Genomic DNA, 19,778 nt, shown 5'->3' with positions numbered 1-19,778 from the left:
TTCTATAATTGCTTTCGAATTAGAATATTGCTTAGCCGTTTTTTAAGAAACTTTACATTATTATATGTAAATTTTTATAATTTTATTGTTGTTTTTAATGGTATATGGTACAACTAGCAATTGATAGTTCATTTTTTTGAAAGTTTAATTCCTTAATATTTCTGAACTATCAATACTTTTCTTTTTTCCATCTTAAATATTTAAAAATGATTTTGAGCTTTGTTTTTCAATAAAGTAATAATTGTTTTATCTATCAACATGTTATCCAAGTTATTTAAAAAATAAATCCAGTATTTATTTTGAAATGTAAGGATCACATTATTCAAGAGTTTCATTAATTAAGTTTTTCATGTTTTTAAATTAAAAATTGGATTATAACCAATAAAAGATTTAGTGAGATAAAATATGAATAAAATAAATAAGTTAATTTTGAATTCGCAATATGCTGTTAGTAATTCAAGGAAAGGAAAATTTAAAGGTAAAGCATTTCTAATCAAATTTATTACTACAACAAGCATAACTTTAGCAATGACAAATCCAAGCTTTGCTCAGTGTATTACTAGCGATCCAAATAATCAGGCTTGTACCGGTGATGTAAATAATCCCAACGGTAATGGGTATGAAAATACAAATTCTTCTGATATTTTCTCATTTGTCCAATCTGATGGATCCATTACAGGTAGTAAAAATGGGGTAGAAATTAATTACCATGGCAATGGTATTTTGAGCATCAATACATTAGCGAAAGTTTTTGGTAACGGAGGGGATGGAATTAATGCTCAAAATAGTAGCAATTCACAAGATATCAAAATAACACAATTAGTGAGTGGTGAAACGAGAGGGAGTAAATCGGGCATAGAGGCTACTAATAATGGTAAAGGTTTAACCATTATTAATACAGCTGGAATAATCTCTGGTAATCAGGATAACGGTATATCAGTGCTCAATGGGACTCAATCTACCGATTTAACTATTAATCAATCAAGAGGCAGTATTGAAGGGCATAATCGTGGAATAAGTGCTGAAAATCAAGGGAATGGTATCTCTGAAATCATTGTTTCCGGTAATGTGAATGGATTGAGTAGTGAAGGTATATTTGTTAAAAATAGCACTAATGGCAAGAATATTACAATTAATCAATATGATGGTAGTACGGTTAGTGGGCAAAGTTATGGTTTGGCCGCTTATAATAATGGTAAGGAACAAACTGATATCACCATTGCTGGTTATGTTGAAGGTCGTAATAATGATGCAATTTATTCAGAGTCATCAAGTACAACATCAGATGTCTTTTTAACGCAAATGGCTGATTCTCAAATTAAAGGTCATAATAACGGTATTAATATTCTTAATAATGGTAATGGATTTAGTGATTTAATCATTTCTGGTTCGGTAACAGGTGAGCAAATTGATGGTATTGTTGCTAAAAATCTTTCAGATACATCAACTGCTATGTCTTTAAGACAGTTAGGCGGTAGTATTTATGGTCATGTGAATGGTGTGAATTTATTGAATAATGGTAATGGTGATACCACTATCTCAACTAAAAATAATATTCAGGGTGATCAACAAGATGGTATTGTAGTTGTAAATGGTAATAGTTCTAATAATATAAAATTAAATCAGATATCAGGTACGATTAAAGGTCATAATAATGGCATAAATATCACTAATAATGGTAAAAAGTCGACGATCATTTCAACTTCTGGTGTTGTTGAAGGTGCTCAAAACGATGGAATTAGGGCAATCAATAACAATTCGACAACCTCTAATATGAGCGTTATTCAGTCAAATGGCACAATTCATGGAAATCTTAATGGCATAAATGTAACGAATAATGGACAGGGCTATACGTCAATTCAAACAGCTAAAAATATTATTGGTGATCAAAATGATGGTATTGTGGTTACTAACGGTAATACATCAAGTGATTTAACGATAATCCAATCAGCAGGTAGTATTGCTGGCAAACTTCGTGGCATTAATTTAACCAATAATGGAAAAGGGAATACAAATGTTAATCTTAGTGGCTCAGTAACAGGCGATATTAATGAAGGCGTTGTAGTTCAAAATGGTACACAATCAAGTCACTTAAATTTAATTCAGATAGCTGGAAAAATCAAAGGTTTATTAAATTCGGTTAATTTAGTTAACAATGGTATCGGTTCAACAAGTGTAAAAACTTCAGGCGATTTAGAGAGTGTTCAACAACATGGTTTGTTCGTTTTAAATAATAGTACAGCCAATAATCTTAATATTGAACAATTTGGAGGTACGATTACAGGTAATTATAATGGACTTAATGTAACCAATAAAGGAAGTGGAACGACTGAAATAAAAATTGCAGGTAAGGTTTTTGGTAATAATTCTGATGGCATTTTTGTGCTTAATGATGTTGCGGCACAGAACTTAATTGTTTCTTTAAATGACTCAGGTTTTGTTAAGGGTCATAATAAAGGACTCAATTTAAGAAATAAAGGAAATGGTGAAACAAAAATTCTCTTAAATGGCAACATTGAAGCTGATCAAGATGATGCTATTTATGCTATAAATGAAAATAATGCTACTAACTTGACTGTTCAACAATTAGTAACCAGTAGTCTTAATGGTTTAAGAAATGGCATAGAATTAGAGAATACAGGATCTGGTTCTACAATTATTACTACTTATGGAACGGTTAGTGGTGAACAACAAGCTGGTATAGTTATTAATAATCGAGGTACAAGCACTGATGTTAATGTTAAACAAAATTCTGGAACAATTTTTGGTAAAAATAATGGAATAACAATCAATAACAGTGGTACTGGCTCAACGGTTATTGATATCTATGATACGGTTTATGCGAATGGGACCGATGTAAACAATAATTTAGATGCGGGTATCTATACAACAGGTAAATCAGACACAACAACTAATATTAACCTTAATGATGGTGCTAATGTTTATTCTGTTCTTGGTACAGCAATAAGAAATGATGTGACCAATTCTATTGTTAATTTAAATAGTGGTTCTAAAGTAAGTGGTAAAATATTGCTAGGAACAGGTGATGATACGCTTAATATCAATCAAGGCTCTGATATTTCAGATTTAACCATGATTGATGGTGGACGTAAAAATATTCGAGCTAGTTCATCGAATGAAATGGATGTTCTTAATTTTAGTACCCATCTAGTTGGATCTTCTGATTCAGTAGGTATTCGTGGTGATGTAGCGGTTCTTAACTGGGAAAATATCAATGTTGGTTCAAACGGAAGGTTATCATTAACTGGTAACTTAAATACCGATAAGCTTACTCTAAATTCAAATGCTATTTTAGATTTTGTTCCAAGGATACATCAAGCTTCGGTAAGTGGCGATGTTTATAATAGTGGTACTATTGCGCTGAATAATAATTTTACTGGAGATCATCTAACTATAACCGGTAATTATATTGGTAATAATGGTCAGCTTTTGCTTGATACAGTATTGCAAGATAGTAGTAGCTCAACTGATAAGTTGTTTATTGGAGGGAATGCTTCCGGAAATACATTGGTTAAAATAACCAATATTGGTGGATTAGGTGCAGATACTGGCAAAACGAATGGTATTGAAATTGTCAATGTTAATGGTGTAAGTTCGAACGATGCATTTAATTTAGAAGGATCACATTTAGATGTGGGCGCTTATGAATACTATTTACATAAAGGCGATATTAATCAACAAAATAATAACTGGTACTTACGTTCTAGTAAACCTACTGAACCAACTAATCCAACTAATCCAACTAATCCAACTAATCCAACTAATCCAACGAATCCAACAAACCCAACAAACCCAACAAACCCAGAGCAACCTGTTAATCCAGTGTCTCCGAATAAGGTTGCTTATCGTAAAGAAGTACCAATGTTTGCTGGGGTAGCGGCACAATTACGTCAGGCTGATTTAATTATGCAAGCAAATATGCATCAACGTATTGGTAATACTTTACTACCAGACTCAGAAATTAGTTGGGGACGAATAATCGCTGAGCGCACAGATATAAAACAAAATGGTATAGCTGATACACATAGCAAAGGAAATTATACTGGTTTCCAAATAGGTAGCGATATCTGGAAAAAAGAAGATAGCTATTGGCGTGCAGGTGGTTACTTCGGTTATTTACATGGTAGTTTAGATGTTGATGGTTTTGCCAGCAGTATGAAAGGATATGTAGGAAAAAATCGCTCAAATAGTTATTTCTTAGGTCTCTATGGCAACTATATGGATGAGAATGGGGCTTACTTAGATTTGGTGTTCCAAGGGGGGCGTCATAAAGTAGACATTAAACCAAATTATAATAAAAATAGTAAACAAAAAGGAATAGGGTTAAGTGCTTCTGCGGAAGTCGGTAAACCATTTGATTTAAATTATTATGATTGGCGAATTGAACCTCAGTTTCAAATTATTCACCAATGGATGAATCTTAATAATAGTCATATAAGTGGTAATACCACCGTCAAACAAAGTCATAATGATTCATGGCTTTTCCGAGTGGGTGCTAGACTTGAAAATCATTTTCAGTCAGAGTTAGGAACATTCCACCCTTATACTCGTTTAAATTTATACTATTCGCCCGATGGTTCAGATCGTATAAGATTTGATTGTTCCAGAGCCTCAACTAAATTTAATAGTGGTGCTGGTTATACAAGTACGGAATTGGCTATTGGTGGTAGTTATGAATTTAATAATCAAGTTAGTGCTTATACTGAGATTGGTCATACTTGGTCCAATAGTGGAGATGCAAACGTTAAGTCGCCAATTAATGGCTCTTTAGGAATAAGAGCTAATTGGTAACACGAGTAATAAACTAAGTTGTTTATCTTCCTGACCGATACTTTTAATAGAAAGTATCGGTTTTTTTCTTTATTCATTTAAAATAATTAATCTTAATAATTAATCTAAGTCATATAAAAAATAGTTATCATAATAATTTTTTTATAGTTTTAAGATTTATTTATGGTAATGTTTTTGCATTGTTTTGTTATATAAGGAAGTTCCATGACTCATTCAACCAATCCTTTGGTGCGTTTTTATTTTAAAGTAGGGCTTATTCCTCAAATTGTTTTGGGTTTGCTCTTAGGTATAACATTAGCAGCAATTTCTAAAGACGTTGCGTTAAATATGTCTTTTATTGGCTCGCTTTTTATTAATGCCTTAAAATCAGTCGCGCCAATTTTGGTACTTATTTTAGTTATTGCGTCAATATCTAATCACCAACGTGGTAAACGCGCTAATATGGGTAAACTTTTTGCCCTATATTTTTCGGGAATGATGTTGGCCGCTTTGTTAGCAACTATTGCTAGTTTCATCTTCCCTTCTGATATTTCATTAGGTGATGCTGCTGATCAGAGTAAATTAACACCTCCAGGTAGTATTATTGAAGTATTAAAAACTCTGCTAAATAAAATGATAGACAATCCAGTTAATGCGCTTGTTAATGCTAACTATATTGGGCTCATTGTTTGGGGAGTCGGAATTGGGATTGCATTAAGACACTCAAGTGAAACAACCAAAACGATGATGAGCGATCTTTCTTTAGCAATTTCATTCATTGTAAAAATCATTATTCGTTTTGCTCCATTAGGGGTTTTTGGTTTGGTTGCTTCAACACTTGCAGAAACAGGATTTGGTGAATTACTTAAGTATGCTCATCTATTAGTTGTATTAGTGTCTTGTATGTTAATTGTGGCATTGATTATTAATCCATTATTAGCTTATATTGTAATGCGTAAAAATCCGTATCCATTGGTTTTTACCTCATTAAAAGATAGTGCTATTCCTGCTTTCTTTACTCGTAGCTCAGCAGCAAATATTCCAGTTAATATCGAAATTTGTAAAAAATTAAAAATGGATGAAGATACTTATTCTGTCGCTGTACCACTGGGAGCAGCAATTAATATGTCAGGAGCGGCAATTACTATCACTATTTTAACGTTAGCTACCGTAAATTCTTTGCATATAGACGTTGATATTCTTTCTGCAGTATTACTTTGTATTGTGACGAGTATATGCGCTTGTGGTGCATCAGGAATCGCAGGTGGTTCATTACTGCTTATTCCTGTCGCTTGTAGTATGTTTGGAATACCTAACGAAATTTCAGCTAAAGTCATTGGTATCGGTATAGCTATTGGTGTTATTCAAGATTCGGTTGAAACTGCGCTTAATTCATCAAGTGATGTTGTATTTATTGGTGCAGTATCAGAAAAAGTAAATCGTGGAAAAACTAGATAATGATATCTTAATTTTAAGTTAACCAATATTTATTATTAAGGAATTATCATGTCATTCAACGCCATTATTTTAGAAAAAGATGAGATTAATGGGTTTTCACATTCATTAAAAACCATCACTAAACAACAGTTGCTGCAACAACAGGGTGATACTCTAGTTAAAATTCACTATTCAAGTATCAATTATAAAGATGCATTAGCGTTAACTAATAAAAGTCCTGTTGTTAGGCAATGGCCTATGGTGCCGGGTATTGATGGTGTCGGTACAGTTATTGAATCTAGCAGTGATCGTTATCATGCTGGAGATACTGTTATTTTAAATGGTTGGGGATGTGGTGAAACCCATTGGGGGTGTCTGGCGCAATATGCTTACTTAAAATCAGATTGGTTAATTCCATTACCCCAAAATATCACACCCTATCAATCGATGATTATTGGCACCGCTGGATATACTGCTGCATTGTGTGTAAAACGTATTGTTGATTTTGGGATAAAACCACAAAGCGGAACAGTACTGGTGACAGGGGCGAGTGGCGGAGTTGGCTCGGTTGCGGTAGCTTTATTAAGCAAATTGGGTTATCAAGTTACTGCATCAACAGGTAAATTAACTGACAAAGAATATTTAAACAAACTTGGTGCAAGCAATATTATTGATAGTAAACAGTTGAAAGAGGCTGGTAAACCTTTACAAAAAGAACAGTGGTCAGCCGTTGTCGATGTGGTTGGTTCTCATACCTTAGCTAATGTATGTGCCCAAACTCAGTATGGTGGCATTGTAGCTTGTTGTGGGCTAGCACAAGGAATGGATTTCCCGGCAACTGTCGCACCTTTTATTTTGCGCGGGGTAACATTGGCCGGTATCGACAGCGTAATGGCAAGTTATGATAATCGTATTGCCGCATGGAACTTATTAGCTCAGTATTTAGATGATAAAATTTTGGCTCATATAGGCAATACTATTTGTTTAGACGAGTGTGTTGATATTGCGCAGAACATGATAGCAGGACAAACAAAAGGTCGTTTTGTGGTAGATGTGAACAAATAAAATAACTTTATATTGAATTTAATACACATTTTTGTTGTGTTATTGAACGCAATTCATTTTTTATTTAGATTTGTTGGTTTTCTATGATTAGCAAAATCGTCACCTATGCAAGTAGCTAAATTATTTACTGTCAAGTAGTTAGCTACTTTGCATGTGTTGGTCATTTTCAACTATTCAATTGGATAGTTTTGTTAATTACACTAAAGGCTAGCTATTTGGATCTTATTTTTAGCCAAAATACCGCAATGGTAAGCTAGCTGATAAAAGAAAAAATAGGGTGATTAATCAAAGCAAATTAAAACTTGTATTCTTGCCAAAAAGAGACTAAATTTTAAACGTATTTTGATTTTGTAGCAGCTTTAACTTTTACCGTTTTTAAATTTTCATTCATGTATGACTAATTTATTGAGGAAATGTTATATGCCATATCAAACACGAGATGATTTACCCGAATCTGTACGCCATGTTTTACCCGAACATGCTCAAGATATTTTTAAAGAATCTTTTAACAATGCCATAAAAGAGTACCAAGATCCCAAAAAAAGACGAGATAAAAGTTCGCCAGAGCAAATCGCATTTAGAGTGGCGTGGTCAGCTGTAGAAAAGGTTTACCGCAAAAATGAAAATGGTCAATGGGAACGCAAGTAAAAACTCAATACTATAAATGCTATCAAGTCCACAACTAAGTTATTATAGATATGGGTTTATTATCAATATGTATAGTCAATAAAAACTAGCTATTAAGCTGGTTTTTTATATGGAGAATTATTATGTTTATATTCACCCTCACTTATATTAAACCCATTAGTGAAGTTGAAAAATTTTTACAGCAGCATATCGATTACCTTGAAGATAATTATCGATAGGGACATTTTATTGCTTCAGGCCGAAAAGTGCCACGTACTGGCGGTGTGATACTTTGTCGTGCTGAGAATAAAGAACAAGCATTAACTATAATGCAAAAAGATCCGTTTTATATTCAGCAAATTGCCCAGTACGATATTATCGAATTTGTACCGTCCAAATATGCCGCTGGTTTTGAACAATTTATTTAGTTAATGATCACGGTAAGGGCAATTTAATTTTTTTAATCATCACGCTTTTACATCTATTTTGTTTGCGTATATTTTCCTGATCAATACGGAAAAAGTTGGTTAGTAATTCAAATTTTTTCCTTTTATACTGTATTTAATCTCTCATTTAATACAGGTATTTGATCATGAATAATAAAGGTTTACCAAAAGATTTTTTATGGGGTGGTGCGGTTGCTGCTCATCAATTAGAGGGTGCTTGGCAAGCTGGTGGTAAGGGGCCTAGTGTTGCCGATGTGATGACTGTTGGATCGCCTAAAAGTTATCGAAAAATTACCGAAGGAATCATTCCTGGTGAGTATTATCCTAATCACGAGGCTATCGACTTTTATCATCATTATAAAGATGATATTAAACTCTTCGCTGAAATGGGGTTTAAATGTTTTCGAACTTCGATTGCTTGGACTCGAATCTTCCCGAAAGGTGATGAGCTTGCACCAAATGAAGAAGGGTTGAAGTTTTATGATGATCTTTTCGATGAATGTTTAAAATATAATATTGAGCCGGTTGTTACCCTTTCGCACTTTGAATTACCTTATTATCTAGTTACCGAATATGGTGGCTTCCGTAATCGTAAATTAATTGATTTCTTTGTTCGCTTTGCTGAGGTCTGTTTTGATCGTTATAAAAATAAAGTGAAATATTGGATGACCTTTAATGAGATCAATAACCAAGCTAATTTTAATGAAGATTTTGCACCGTTTACTAACTCTGGTATCTACTATAAAGCTGGCGATAATCGTGAACAAATAATGTATCAAGCGGCACATTATGAATTGGTTGCTAGTGCAAAAGCGGTGCAAATAGGTCATGCTATCAATCCTGATTTTCAAATTGGTTGTATGATTGCCGTTGTGCCAATCTATCCGGAAACCTGTAAACCAGGTGATATCTTAATGGCTCAAAAAGTCATGGAACGTAAGTATTTCTTTACTGATGTTCATGTTCATGGTCAATATCCTAATCATATTATCAAATACTGGCAACGCAAAGGCTTTAAATTAGACGTGACAAGCCAAGATCTCGAAGTGTTAGAAAACGGTACTGTTGATTACATTGGTTTTAGTTATTACATGTCTAATGCGATTAGAAAAAAATCAGATAACTATGAATATAATGAAAAAACCGATTTAATTGGTAATCAATACGTTAAAAAATCTGATTGGGGGTGGCAGATCGATCCGGAAGGTTTGCGCTACACATTAAATTGGCTAACTGATATGTATCATTTACCGCTTTTCATTGTGGAAAATGGATTTGGTGCATATGATAAAGTTGAAGCTGATGGAAGTATTCATGATAGTTATCGTATTGAATATCTTCGAGAACATATTAAACAAATGAAGTTAGCGGTTGAAGAAGATGGTGTAGATTTGATGGGATATACTCCATGGGGTTGTATTGATTTAGTGTCAGCTGGAACCGGTGAAATGGAAAAACGTTACGGCTTTATTTATGTTGATAAAGACAATAAAGGTAATGGAACCTTAAAACGTAGCCGTAAAGATTCATTTGCTTGGTATAAAAAAGTCATTGAGTCAAATGGTGAAACCTTATAACGATTTAAATTCATTAGGAGAAGTTATGAAAAAAGCGTTAATTATTTGTGCAGCTGGTATGTCATCATCGCTTATGGCCAAAAAGGTCACTGAATTTTTTGCTAGTAAAAATGTACCTATTGAACTTGATGCGGTATCTGCAACTGAAGGTAGTAATAAAATTAAAAATAGTGATTTTTCACTGTTTTTAATTAGTCCTCAAACCATGATGATGTTTGATAAATTAAAATCATTAGGTGATGAAGTGGGGAAACCTGTTGTGAGTATTCCTTTTCAGGCTTATATTCCAATTCAATCTGGTATTGAACAACTAGCTAAATTAGTTGAGGACAATATTAATTAATTTTAGGCAAATCTGAGTTCTACCGTTCTTGATGCGATTGTTTAGTTTAATAATCGCATCATTGAAGTAGCTTATATTTTAATGACTTGATCTTTTAGGATAATTCTCATTAATAGTTAAGGTATAGTAGATAATGATAAAACAAAAACAACGAGAACTTATTAGTTTATTAATTCGTTCTAAAAATGGATTTAAAAGTAGTCAAGAACTCGCGAAGGAATTATCGTTATCAGATCGTACTGTACGTACCTATCTTAAAGATTTAAAAACATTAATAGAACGCAATGGCGGTAATATTGTTAGTAAACAAGGCTATGGTTTTCAACTTGAAATATTAGATCGAACTGCATTTAATTTATTTTTGATTGAATATCATTTATTAGATAAAAATATTGAGAAATCCCAATGCCGGGAAGCAAGTGAACGAAAGCACTATATCCTTAATTTATTATTACTTGAAAGCCAAAAAATTGATGTTGAAGCATTATCTGAACAGCTATTTATTAGCTCATCCCAATTGAATAAAGATATTACGGAAATTAAGTCCCAATTACAACCTTATGAACTCACGCTTAAAAAAAGCCATTCTTTAATTTATGTTGATGGTGAAGAAAAAGCTAAACGTCATTTTATTATGAGTTACTTTTTTCATGAGGATTCAATCAATTTTTTACACCATTTATCCTATTTTAATCAAGCATGTGAAGCAATTAGCTTTGATACCTTAACTATCATTATTTTAGATGAGTGTCGTGAAGCGAATATCAAATTATCTGATGTAATGATTCAAAATATAGTCCTACATTTGTCATTAAGTATTAAACGTTTGCAGTCGGGGCTTACAATCCAAAATCTTGATTTACTTGTTTCAGCTGATTCAGCTATTGAATATCAAGTTGCTAATCGAATCATCGCTCGTATTGAATCGATAATTGGTTTTCATTTTCCTAAAGAAGAGCAAATGTACCTTACGCTACATTTGATGAGTAAATCAAATTTAATCCAAGACGATCTTGATGAAGAACTTGGCGCTTTATTAACTAATTTACTTTTAAAAATTGAACAAGAAACAGGCTATCCTTTTTGGCATGATGAACAGTTGAAAAATGGGTTAATTCAGCATTTAAAACCAATGCTTGTGCGTTTAGCACAGAATATAAAATTAGAAAATCCTCTAATAGATGAAATTAAAAGCCAATATGGTGAAGTTTTTGGGTTAGTTAAGCGTTACTTCAATCAATTACCCAATTTAAATAAATATAATGTTATTGATGATGAGTGGGGGTATTTAGCTCTTCACTTTCTGGCATCACTGGAAAAATTAAAAAATGAACAGAAAGCTAAAGTATTAATTATCTGCGCAACGGGGCTTGGTAGTGCTCAATTACTTAAAAATCGAGTAGAAAGTGAATTTGATGAGCGAGTAAAAATTATAGCAACACGTGGTTATTATGAAATAGAACAAGAGATGTTAAATGATATCGATTTTATTATTTCTTCTGTCGATTTATCATCCAAAGTATTTAAAGTACCAGTATTTCATGTTTCTGTATTTTTTTGTGAGGAAGATGTTCAAGCAATTCGCCGATATCTTTCTCATAGACAACCCCCCAATTCATTACCCAAAAATTTTTTACCAATTGATGATAAAAAACAGAATCATTCAAAATATATAGCTCAAGTATTTGATGAAATTGCTGCTGATTTTTTTTACTTGTGTCCCGATAAACCATCTAAACAAGCCGTGTTGGATCATTTGCTTGATTTATTATCTATCAATGAATCAAAGAACTTTAAGCAAGAGATGAAAAAACAGATGGAAAAAAGGATGGCGTTAGGTGAAATAATCTTTAGTCCAACCATAGTGGTTCCTCATCCAGCTATTCCAGTAGGTAAGATAGCCAAAATAGCGATTGCTGTTATGCCTCAAGGTGTGAGTTGGGATATAAATTATCAAGATGTTAAGTTTATTTTTATGATTTCTCCATCAATATACCAAAATTCCAACTTAGCTATGATGACCAAAGCGATTGTCAATTTAATTGATGATTTAGCTATGCAAGATGCAATGTTAAAAATTACCGATTTTAATCAATTCAAATCTTACTTTATCCAACTAATTGAAAAAGGAGCGTAGCAATGACTGACATAATGAGCTCGGAGGATATTCAAATTACTGCTTTCAATATTATTTTGCATAGTGGTAATGCCAAAACCAAAATTCACCTTGCATTTAAAGCGATGAGAGAGGCTAATTTCGAACAAGCAACGCAGTTACTTGAAGAAGCCAATCATGAGATTTTAGAAGCACATAAATCTCAAACTGAATTGCTTCAATCTTATGCAAGTGGCACTAAAATTGAGATGGAAATCATTATGGTTCATGCTCAAGATCATTTGATGACGACGATGACATTGAGAGAAATTGCTATTGAGATGTCCCATCTATATCAACAAACATATAAGTTATCAAATCAATAAAGAGGTTTGAGATGAATACACCACTAGAAAGCCAACTTAAATTACATAAAAAAGTTAGTTTGACTAACCTCTATTTTAATCGCTTTTTAGCGGTTCGATATGCTACAGCATTTTTTTTGTTTATAAATCTCTATTGGGCAGTTTTTTTGATGGGAAGTTTATCTATAGCTATCGTGCTACCTATTATGCTCATAATACTTGCTACGCTAACCAGTTTTGAGCAAATTAAACTTTATCGAAATCATAAAAACCATCTACGCTATGCAAGTTTATTTTATCAAATAATGTTGATATCTATCATTGCGTTAATTGTTTCGATATTCACTCCATTATTTCACTTTTTCTTTCCATTCTTAAAAAATTCACAAGAGGCCATAAACATACTATTGGGAATAATGTTAACAAGTTTAGTTTTTACAATTCTTATATTAATAAAATTGAAAAAAATCGAACGTAATGAGGATAAACATTTTAAAAGAATTCAAGCTTATCAAGAAATCATTAATTAAATGAGGAAAACAAAATGAATACCGGATTTGTGTTGCTACAAAAATATCTAATGACTCCGATGGCTAAAATATCGCAGTTTAAGATTGTAAGGGCAGTAATGGCAGCGGGGATGGCATCAGTTCCTTTTTGTATCGTTGGGTCGATGTTTTTAGTATTTAATACATTACCAATGACATTTACTGGATTAGAAACTCTTTTCCAAAATACCATTTTCAAAGTAAGCGATCTTTATATGATTGCGAACACAGCGACAATGGGAATATTGGCGCTTTATTTTAACATTGTAGTTGGTTATGAATTAACCAAAATTGAGGAAGAAGAAACCGGTTTAAAAGTGAATGCGCTTAATGGTGCTATGTTATCAGTATTTGCTTTTGTTATGACTTTACCGGAATTAGTTCTACAAAATGGTTCTATGGTATTACTTAGTGACCAAAGTGAAGTCTTCAATGGATTACGATTACAACCATTTGTTTTCCGATTAGGTACTTCGGGTATTTTTATTGCAATAGTAATGGCTATTGTGGCAACTCAACTTTATTTCCTCTGTGTACGTCGTAACTGGGTGGTTAAAATGCCTGAAACCGTTCCATTAGGTGTATCACGCTCATTTACTGCACTAATTCCAACCTTTGTTATTGCTTTTACAGTTATTATTTTAAACGGTATTTTAATTTTCTTTGGTACTGATATTTTCGATATTATTGGTGTTCCATTTACCTTTGTAACCAATTTGACTAAAAGCTGGCTTGGTATTATGGTAATTTTATTTTTAATTCATGCGCTTTGGGTTGTAGGTATTCATGGTGCAAGTATCATTGGTGCTTTTATAACACCAATAATGCTGGCTAATATGAATGAAAACGTTGGTGGTGCTCATATTCCATTTGCGGGAGAGTTTAACAATTCTTTGGTTATTTTAGGTGGTTCAGGTTCTACACTTCTTATGACATTCTTTATTGCTTTTTGTGCTAAGTCGAGTCAATTGAAAATTTTAGGTCGGGCCTCAGCAGTTCCTGCAATCTTTAATATCAATGAGCCAATTATTTTTGGTATGCCGATAGTTTATAACCCATATCTTGCCATACCATTTTTATTAGCGCCAATGGCTTGTGGTACTTTAGGTTATTTTGCTATAAGTAGTGGTTTTATGAATCCTATTATTGCGCTAGTGCCGTGGCCATCACCAATGGGATTAGGGGCATTTATTGGTACCGGTGGTGATTATCGTGCTATGTTTGTTGCGATACTTTCAGCAATATTAGCTTTGGTGATTTATTTGCCGTTTGTCAAAATGTATGACAATAAACTTTATAAAGAAGAACAAGTAAAATCAGAAACTGAAGTTGAAACTGAAGAATAAGTCACAAAATCGTTTAATGAATTATTCTTGTTAAGGTAGTAATAGATAGAAAAATAAATTGATATAAAAAAAAACCCGTTATAGTAAACGGGTTTTTTTATTGCTATTATCTGATGATTATTCAGGAATAATCTCAACAATAATTTTAGCAAAAGCTTCGCTATGTACTTGGAATAACACTTCGTGTTCACCAGTAGTACGTAATACACCATTTGGCAGGCGAACTTCGCTTTTTGATACTTGAATACCACGCGCTTTAACTGCATCAGCGATATCACGAGTACCAATTGAACCGAATAGACGACCTTCATCACCCGCTTTAGAAGTAATAGTTACTTTACCTAATGCATTGATTTCAGATACGCGCTCTTCTGCGGCTTTTAACGTTTCTGCTAGTTTTGCTTCTAATTCAGCACGACGCGCTTCAAAGAATTCAATATTCTTTTTAGTCGCAGGTACTGCTTTACCTTGTGGAATTAAAAAGTTACGAGCATAACCCGCTTTAACATTAACTTGATCACCTAAGCTGCCTAAATTAGCAACTTTATCGAGTAGAATAATTTGCATTATATGTTCCCTCTGTTGCTAATTACTGATGGTTGTCAGTATATGGTAATAATGCCAAGTAACGAGCGCGTTTGATAGCGCGAGCTAATTGACGTTGATATTTTGCGCTAGTACCAGTGATACGGCTTGGTACAATTTTACCACTTTCTGTGATATAGCTTTTTAATAAAGAAACATCTTTATAATCAATTTCTTTAACGCCTTCTGCTGTAAAACGGCAGAATTTGCGACGACGGAAATAACGTGCCATTTGGCTATTCTCCTAATAGTTTAATTTGGTCAGCATGTAAAACTAATTGACTGGTTTTATCTCGTTTAGTATGTGTGCTGATAAAGCCACTTACTAATACTTTGCTGCCTTTTTTAATACTGTAACTTAACTCTTGTTGTCCACTGACAATAACTGGCATTGTGCACCATGCTTGTCTTGGGAATCCTGCTTCGATTTGTTCAGAAACGTGTTCTAAATAAAACTGGCAGTGTAAAATCCCACTGGGACTCATTTTTTTTATCGGGGTTTTGGTAACCAAGCCCGACAAAACTAAACGATTATTCTTCTGAATCATCGTCCATGTTTACATCGCTATAATCTTCTTCTGAACTACGACGTTCATCTTTAGCTTTTAGCATAGGTGATGTTTCAGTTACAGCGTGTTTTGTGCGCATAATTAAACTGCGAATTACTGCATCATTGAAACGGAAGTTATCTTCAAGTTCATTGACTGCTTCTTGAGTAGCTTCTACATTCATTAACACATAGTGTGCTTTATGCAGTTTTTCGATAGGATAGGCTAATTGGCGACGACCCCAATCTTCTAAACGATGGATTTTTCCACCATCAGTGGTTAATGTACCAGTATAACGTTCAATCATACCAGGTACTTGTTCACTTTGATCTGGGTGAACCATAAATACAATTTCGTAATGACGCATTATCGCTCCCTACGGATTAATCAGCTTTCTGTCGGGGCAACCGCAACCCATTGAAAGCAAGGAACATGAAAATTAAGCGGTTGAAATCGACGGCGCATTATATATCAAATTAATCTCTTTAACAAATGAATAAGTTATAAAAATACGATTTGGCTATTTACGAGCAAAATATAGTCTTAATCATCAAAAAAACGGCTACTAGCTCCCTCAAAAAACCCGTTCCTCAACTTTTTTTATCAAAATATGAAGCGTAAATATAAAAATGTAACGATATCTATACATTTTTGTCATTAAAGTATGCTATTCTTAACAGAATAAAAATTTAAAATTAATAGCTATTTTTTTAGGGAGTGTTTATATGGCTGAAGAAACCATTTTTAGTAAGATTATTCGCCGTGAAATTCCTTCTGATATTGTCTTTCAAGATGATAAAGTTACTGCATTTCGAGATATTTCGCCTCAAGCTCCTACACATATCTTAATTATTCCCAATAAATTGATTCCAACCATAAATCATATAGAAGCGTCTGATAAAGCTTTGCTTGGTCATATGGTGGTAGTGGCAGCTAAAATTGCCAAGCAGGAAGGTATTGATGAAAGTGGTTACCGTTTAATTATGAATTGTAATAAGGATGCGGGACAAGAAGTCTTTCATATTCATATGCATTTATTGGGCGGTAAAAATTTAGGGCGATTAATAGGTTAACTTATATGAAACAGTTTAAACGTACCGCAGTAATTAGTATGCTGGCTTTAAGCTTGGCTGGTTGTCAACTTTTAGGTTCTAATCAAAAAACTGAAGTTAAAGCCCCAATTGAAACACCGAGTGATCCAGGTGTAGTAGATACACCTCCACAGATTGCAAAGACAATTGATTGGAATACAATTTTATCACCACTTGTAAATAAAATAATGCAATCTTCATCCTCAATTGAAGGCAATAAAGTTTTGTTGATTAGTGACATTCAAAATCGCAGTGGGGATTATTTAGCAACAAATCAGGTTGATGAAACGTTACATAGCTTAATGAATAAACAAAATCTTTTTACTGTCGCTGATAGGCAATCTATCAACCGAGCCAAACAAGCATTAGGTATTTCGGCTGATGATAAACTTGTATCACGAAGCAAAATGATAGGCTTAGCAAAATCAATGAATGCTGGATATGTGCTTTTTACTACACTTTATAAATCTCCATCAGAAAATGATAATGCAAACCTTTCTATGGAATTACTTTCAACGCAAACTGGTGAAATTTTACAACGGGTAACATCAAAAGATGTGACATCGGATAATGTTCAAGGGGCTGCGGAGTAATGGGGCCTTTATTGATTGATGTGCAAGGAACATCATTAACTAATGATGATGTAAAGCTTTTACAAAATCCGTTGGTTGCAGGTATCATCTTATTTAGTCGTAATTACGAAGATCCAGAACAATTAACTGAACTTATTAAACAGATTCGTACTACCACATCTGAGCGTTTATTAATTTCGGTCGATCATGAAGGGGGGCGAGTTCAACGCTTTAAAAAAGGTTTTACCCATATTCCTCCTGCTCAATCATTCGCATTGCTTAATGATATCGAACAGGCTAAATCATTGGCCTTTGATGCTGGCTGGTTGTTGGCTATAGAATTGATTGCCTACGACATCGACCTTAGTTATGCGCCGGTATTAGATTTAGGCCATGAGTGTTTAGCAATTGGTAGTCGATCCTTTCATTCAGATATCAATATTGCTTATCAAATTGCATCATCTATGATTGATGGTATGCATAGTGCAGGAATGAAAACAACGGGTAAACATTTTCCCGGTCATGGTCATGTGATTGCTGATTCTCATAAAGAAACACCAATTGATCATCGCTCTAAAGCACTTATTGAAAATGATATGCAGATCTTTGCAAAATTGATCGCAGAAAAGAAACTTGATGCCATTATGCCTGCTCACGTCATTTATCCTGAATTTAATGATAAACCAGCTAGCGGATCAGCATTTTGGCTTAAAACTGTATTACGTGAACAATTACATTTTAATGGCATTATATTTTCGGATGATTTATCAATGGAAGGTGCAGCGATTTTAGGTAATCATGCTCAACGAGCAGAAGCTGCACTTAATGCCGGTTGTGATTTATTATTGGCATGTAATAACCGCAATGGCACATTAGCTATTTTAGATGCGTTGACTAATTTAAATAAAAAACAATCATTACTAACTGATAAAGCAAAACAGTTATTGACGACAACTAAAATCAATTGTGTTGACTTAATTAATAGCCATGAGTGGCAAGTTCGTCACAACAATTTAATGAAGTTAAATGAAAAGTGGGAAAATTATAATGCAAGCAGCCATCATTGAAATCGATAATAATTCAAAACTGTTGGCTTATAATAATGTAGCAAAAGCGCTATTTTCCATTAATCTATTGAATTTAAATCAAAAATTTGATTATCAAAATGTATTTAATTTGGATGCAGCGTTCAATTTGGCTCAGCATGATGATGCTATTATTGTTTTAAATTCGCAGTATTTTTTATTGCAAAAAGTCCGTGAATCATTCAAAATTACTTTTGTTTTACAACCGGTTGAATATTTAAAAAGACGACTATCAAAAATCAATGTTGTTGGCAGTCATGCTTTTGATATTTTCGCCGTTCAAAGTCAAGCTATGCAAAAGTTGATTGCTCAAGCTAAAGCATTTTCGGTGCAACGAGAACCATTACTAATCACTGGTGAAACTGGGACTGGTAAAGATTTATTAGCTAGCGCATGTCACCAATATAGTCCTAGGGGTGATAAAGCTTTTTTAGGTTTAAATTGTGCAGCAATGCCCGATGATGTTGTTGAAAGTGAACTTTATGGACATGCAGCAGGCGCTTATCCAGGAGCAGTTGAAAGTAAAAAAGGTTTTTTTGAGCAAGCAAATGGTGGTTCTGTATTACTTGATGGCATTGATGAGATGTCATTCCAAATGCAAACCAAATTATTACGTTTTATTAATGATGGATATTTTCGAAGAGTAGGTGACGATAACGAAGTTTACGTTGATGTTAGAATCATCTGTGCGACTAAAGTTGATTTAGCTGAGTTGGTGGAACAAGGAAAGTTTAGGAAAGATCTTTATTATCGCTTGAATGTATTGTCTTTAAATTTACCTTCACTAAAAGAGCGCAAGGATGACATAGAACCACTTACTCATATTTTCATTGATGAATTTGCTAATAAGCAAGGTATTACACCGCCAAAAGTGAGTCAGGATGTTATTCCTTACTTAACGCAATACTCTTGGCCAGGTAATGTAAGACAGCTTAAAAATGTACTTTATTCCGCATTATCTCAATTGACATCATCACAATTAACAGTAAAAGATATTGTTCTACCTACGATAACATCGACCCAAGTTTCCTGGATCAATGATATCGAAAATAAAACACTTGATGAAATGACCAAACAATTCGAAAAAGAAGTTTTAAAAAGCTTGTATACCGAATATCCAAGCTCTAGAAAACTCGCAAAAAGATTGGGTGTATCGCATACTGCGATTGCTAATAAGCTTAGGTGTTACAAAATTGGGCAGTAATATTATATTGTTAATTTTTAAATATTTCGTTAGGTTAATTTGTAATAAATTAG

18 protein-coding genes and 1 pseudogene are annotated in these 19,778 nt (G+C 33.5%); 15 read left to right on the top strand and 4 right to left on the bottom strand.

Features of this window, described 5'->3' with window-relative positions; all coding sequences use genetic code 11:
• Nucleotides 1-405: 405 nt before the first annotated feature.
• The 11 genes and pseudogenes from GYM76_RS06650 to celB all read left to right on the top strand — a co-directional run bounded on the left by GYM76_RS06650 (nt 406) and on the right by celB (nt 14,640).
• A complete protein-coding gene (locus GYM76_RS06650; RefSeq protein WP_220224974.1) occupies nt 406-4,812 on the top strand; it encodes an autotransporter outer membrane beta-barrel domain-containing protein in 4,407 nt (1,468 codons plus the stop codon).
• 204 nt (nt 4,813-5,016) lie between these two features.
• Complete coding sequence (gene sstT / locus GYM76_RS06645) at nt 5,017-6,249, top strand: serine/threonine transporter SstT (protein WP_065563085.1); 1,233 nt, start codon at nt 5,017-5,019, stop codon at nt 6,247-6,249.
• Nucleotides 6,250-6,297: 48 nt separating this feature from the next.
• Nucleotides 6,298-7,293, top strand: a complete 996-nt coding sequence (locus tag GYM76_RS06640) for an MDR family oxidoreductase (RefSeq protein WP_220224973.1) — start codon at nt 6,298-6,300, stop codon at nt 7,291-7,293.
• Between the two features lie 420 nt (nt 7,294-7,713).
• The gene (locus GYM76_RS06635; RefSeq protein ID WP_220224972.1) at nt 7,714-7,941 is read left to right on the top strand and encodes a ChaB family protein; all 228 of its coding nucleotides are present in this window, start codon (nt 7,714-7,716) and stop codon (nt 7,939-7,941) included.
• A 122-nt stretch (nt 7,942-8,063) separates the two neighbouring features.
• A pseudogene (locus GYM76_RS11130) lies at nt 8,064-8,348 on the top strand (YciI family protein).
• 164 nt (nt 8,349-8,512) lie between these two features.
• The gene (locus tag GYM76_RS06625; RefSeq protein WP_220224970.1) at nt 8,513-9,943 is read left to right on the top strand and encodes a 6-phospho-beta-glucosidase; all 1,431 of its coding nucleotides are present in this window, start codon (nt 8,513-8,515) and stop codon (nt 9,941-9,943) included.
• Between the two features lie 25 nt (nt 9,944-9,968).
• A complete protein-coding gene (locus tag GYM76_RS06620; RefSeq protein WP_220224969.1) occupies nt 9,969-10,286 on the top strand; it encodes a PTS cellobiose transporter subunit IIB in 318 nt (105 codons plus the stop codon).
• 133 nt (nt 10,287-10,419) lie between these two features.
• Complete coding sequence (locus tag GYM76_RS06615; RefSeq protein WP_220224968.1) at nt 10,420-12,423, top strand: transcription antiterminator; 2,004 nt, start codon at nt 10,420-10,422, stop codon at nt 12,421-12,423.
• A gap of 2 nt (nt 12,424-12,425) precedes the next feature.
• A complete protein-coding gene (locus GYM76_RS06610) occupies nt 12,426-12,767 on the top strand; it encodes a PTS cellobiose transporter subunit IIA (RefSeq protein WP_065563080.1) in 342 nt (113 codons plus the stop codon).
• Nucleotides 12,768-12,778: 11 nt separating this feature from the next.
• Entirely contained in the window at nt 12,779-13,276 is a 498-nt protein-coding gene (locus GYM76_RS06605; protein ID WP_065563079.1) for a hypothetical protein, read from the top strand.
• Nucleotides 13,277-13,290: 14 nt separating this feature from the next.
• Complete coding sequence (gene celB, locus GYM76_RS06600) at nt 13,291-14,640, top strand: PTS cellobiose transporter subunit IIC (protein WP_220224967.1); 1,350 nt, start codon at nt 13,291-13,293, stop codon at nt 14,638-14,640.
• A 117-nt stretch (nt 14,641-14,757) separates the two neighbouring features.
• On the opposite strand, the gene rplI is transcribed toward celB, so the two are convergent.
• The 4 genes from rplI to rpsF are packed head-to-tail and all read right to left on the bottom strand — an operon-like array spanning nt 14,758 to nt 16,140.
• The gene (gene rplI / locus GYM76_RS06595; protein ID WP_065563077.1) at nt 14,758-15,207 is read right to left on the bottom strand and encodes a 50S ribosomal protein L9; all 450 of its coding nucleotides are present in this window, start codon (nt 15,205-15,207) and stop codon (nt 14,758-14,760) included.
• 22 nt (nt 15,208-15,229) lie between these two features.
• A complete protein-coding gene (gene rpsR, locus GYM76_RS06590) occupies nt 15,230-15,457 on the bottom strand; it encodes a 30S ribosomal protein S18 (protein WP_025314965.1) in 228 nt (75 codons plus the stop codon).
• A 4-nt stretch (nt 15,458-15,461) separates the two neighbouring features.
• Nucleotides 15,462-15,773: a primosomal replication protein N gene (gene priB, locus GYM76_RS06585; RefSeq protein WP_065563076.1), complete on the bottom strand. Its 312-nt coding sequence runs from the start codon at nt 15,771-15,773 to the stop codon at nt 15,462-15,464.
• The gene (rpsF, locus tag GYM76_RS06580; RefSeq protein ID WP_034882519.1) at nt 15,757-16,140 is read right to left on the bottom strand and encodes a 30S ribosomal protein S6; all 384 of its coding nucleotides are present in this window, start codon (nt 16,138-16,140) and stop codon (nt 15,757-15,759) included. The genes priB and rpsF overlap by 17 nt, the downstream gene beginning before the upstream one ends.
• Nucleotides 16,141-16,498: 358 nt before the next feature.
• Here rpsF and GYM76_RS06575 point away from each other — a divergent pair, with 358 nt between their 5' ends.
• From GYM76_RS06575 to GYM76_RS06560, 4 genes are read left to right on the top strand one after another with little or no spacing between them, the layout of a single operon-like run.
• The gene (locus GYM76_RS06575; RefSeq protein WP_220224966.1) at nt 16,499-16,846 is read left to right on the top strand and encodes an HIT domain-containing protein; all 348 of its coding nucleotides are present in this window, start codon (nt 16,499-16,501) and stop codon (nt 16,844-16,846) included.
• Between the two features lie 5 nt (nt 16,847-16,851).
• Complete coding sequence (locus GYM76_RS06570; protein ID WP_220224965.1) at nt 16,852-17,457, top strand: penicillin-binding protein activator LpoB; 606 nt, start codon at nt 16,852-16,854, stop codon at nt 17,455-17,457.
• On the top strand, nt 17,457-18,503 hold the full coding sequence (nagZ, locus tag GYM76_RS06565) for a beta-N-acetylhexosaminidase (RefSeq protein ID WP_220224964.1): 1,047 nt from the start codon (nt 17,457-17,459) through the stop codon (nt 18,501-18,503). Before GYM76_RS06570 ends, nagZ begins: the two co-directional genes overlap by 1 nt.
• Entirely contained in the window at nt 18,484-19,725 is a 1,242-nt protein-coding gene (locus GYM76_RS06560) for a sigma 54-interacting transcriptional regulator (protein ID WP_220224963.1), read from the top strand. Before nagZ ends, GYM76_RS06560 begins: the two co-directional genes overlap by 20 nt.
• The last annotated feature ends 53 nt before the right edge of the window (nt 19,726-19,778 follow it).

The organism is Gilliamella sp. ESL0443 (genome assembly GCF_019469165.1).
GTDB classification, from domain to species: Bacteria; Pseudomonadota; Gammaproteobacteria; order Enterobacterales; family Orbaceae; genus Gilliamella; species Gilliamella apicola_E.
The sequence above is the reverse complement of the archived record's forward strand: the minus strand, read 5'-3'. Positions and strand labels throughout refer to the sequence as shown.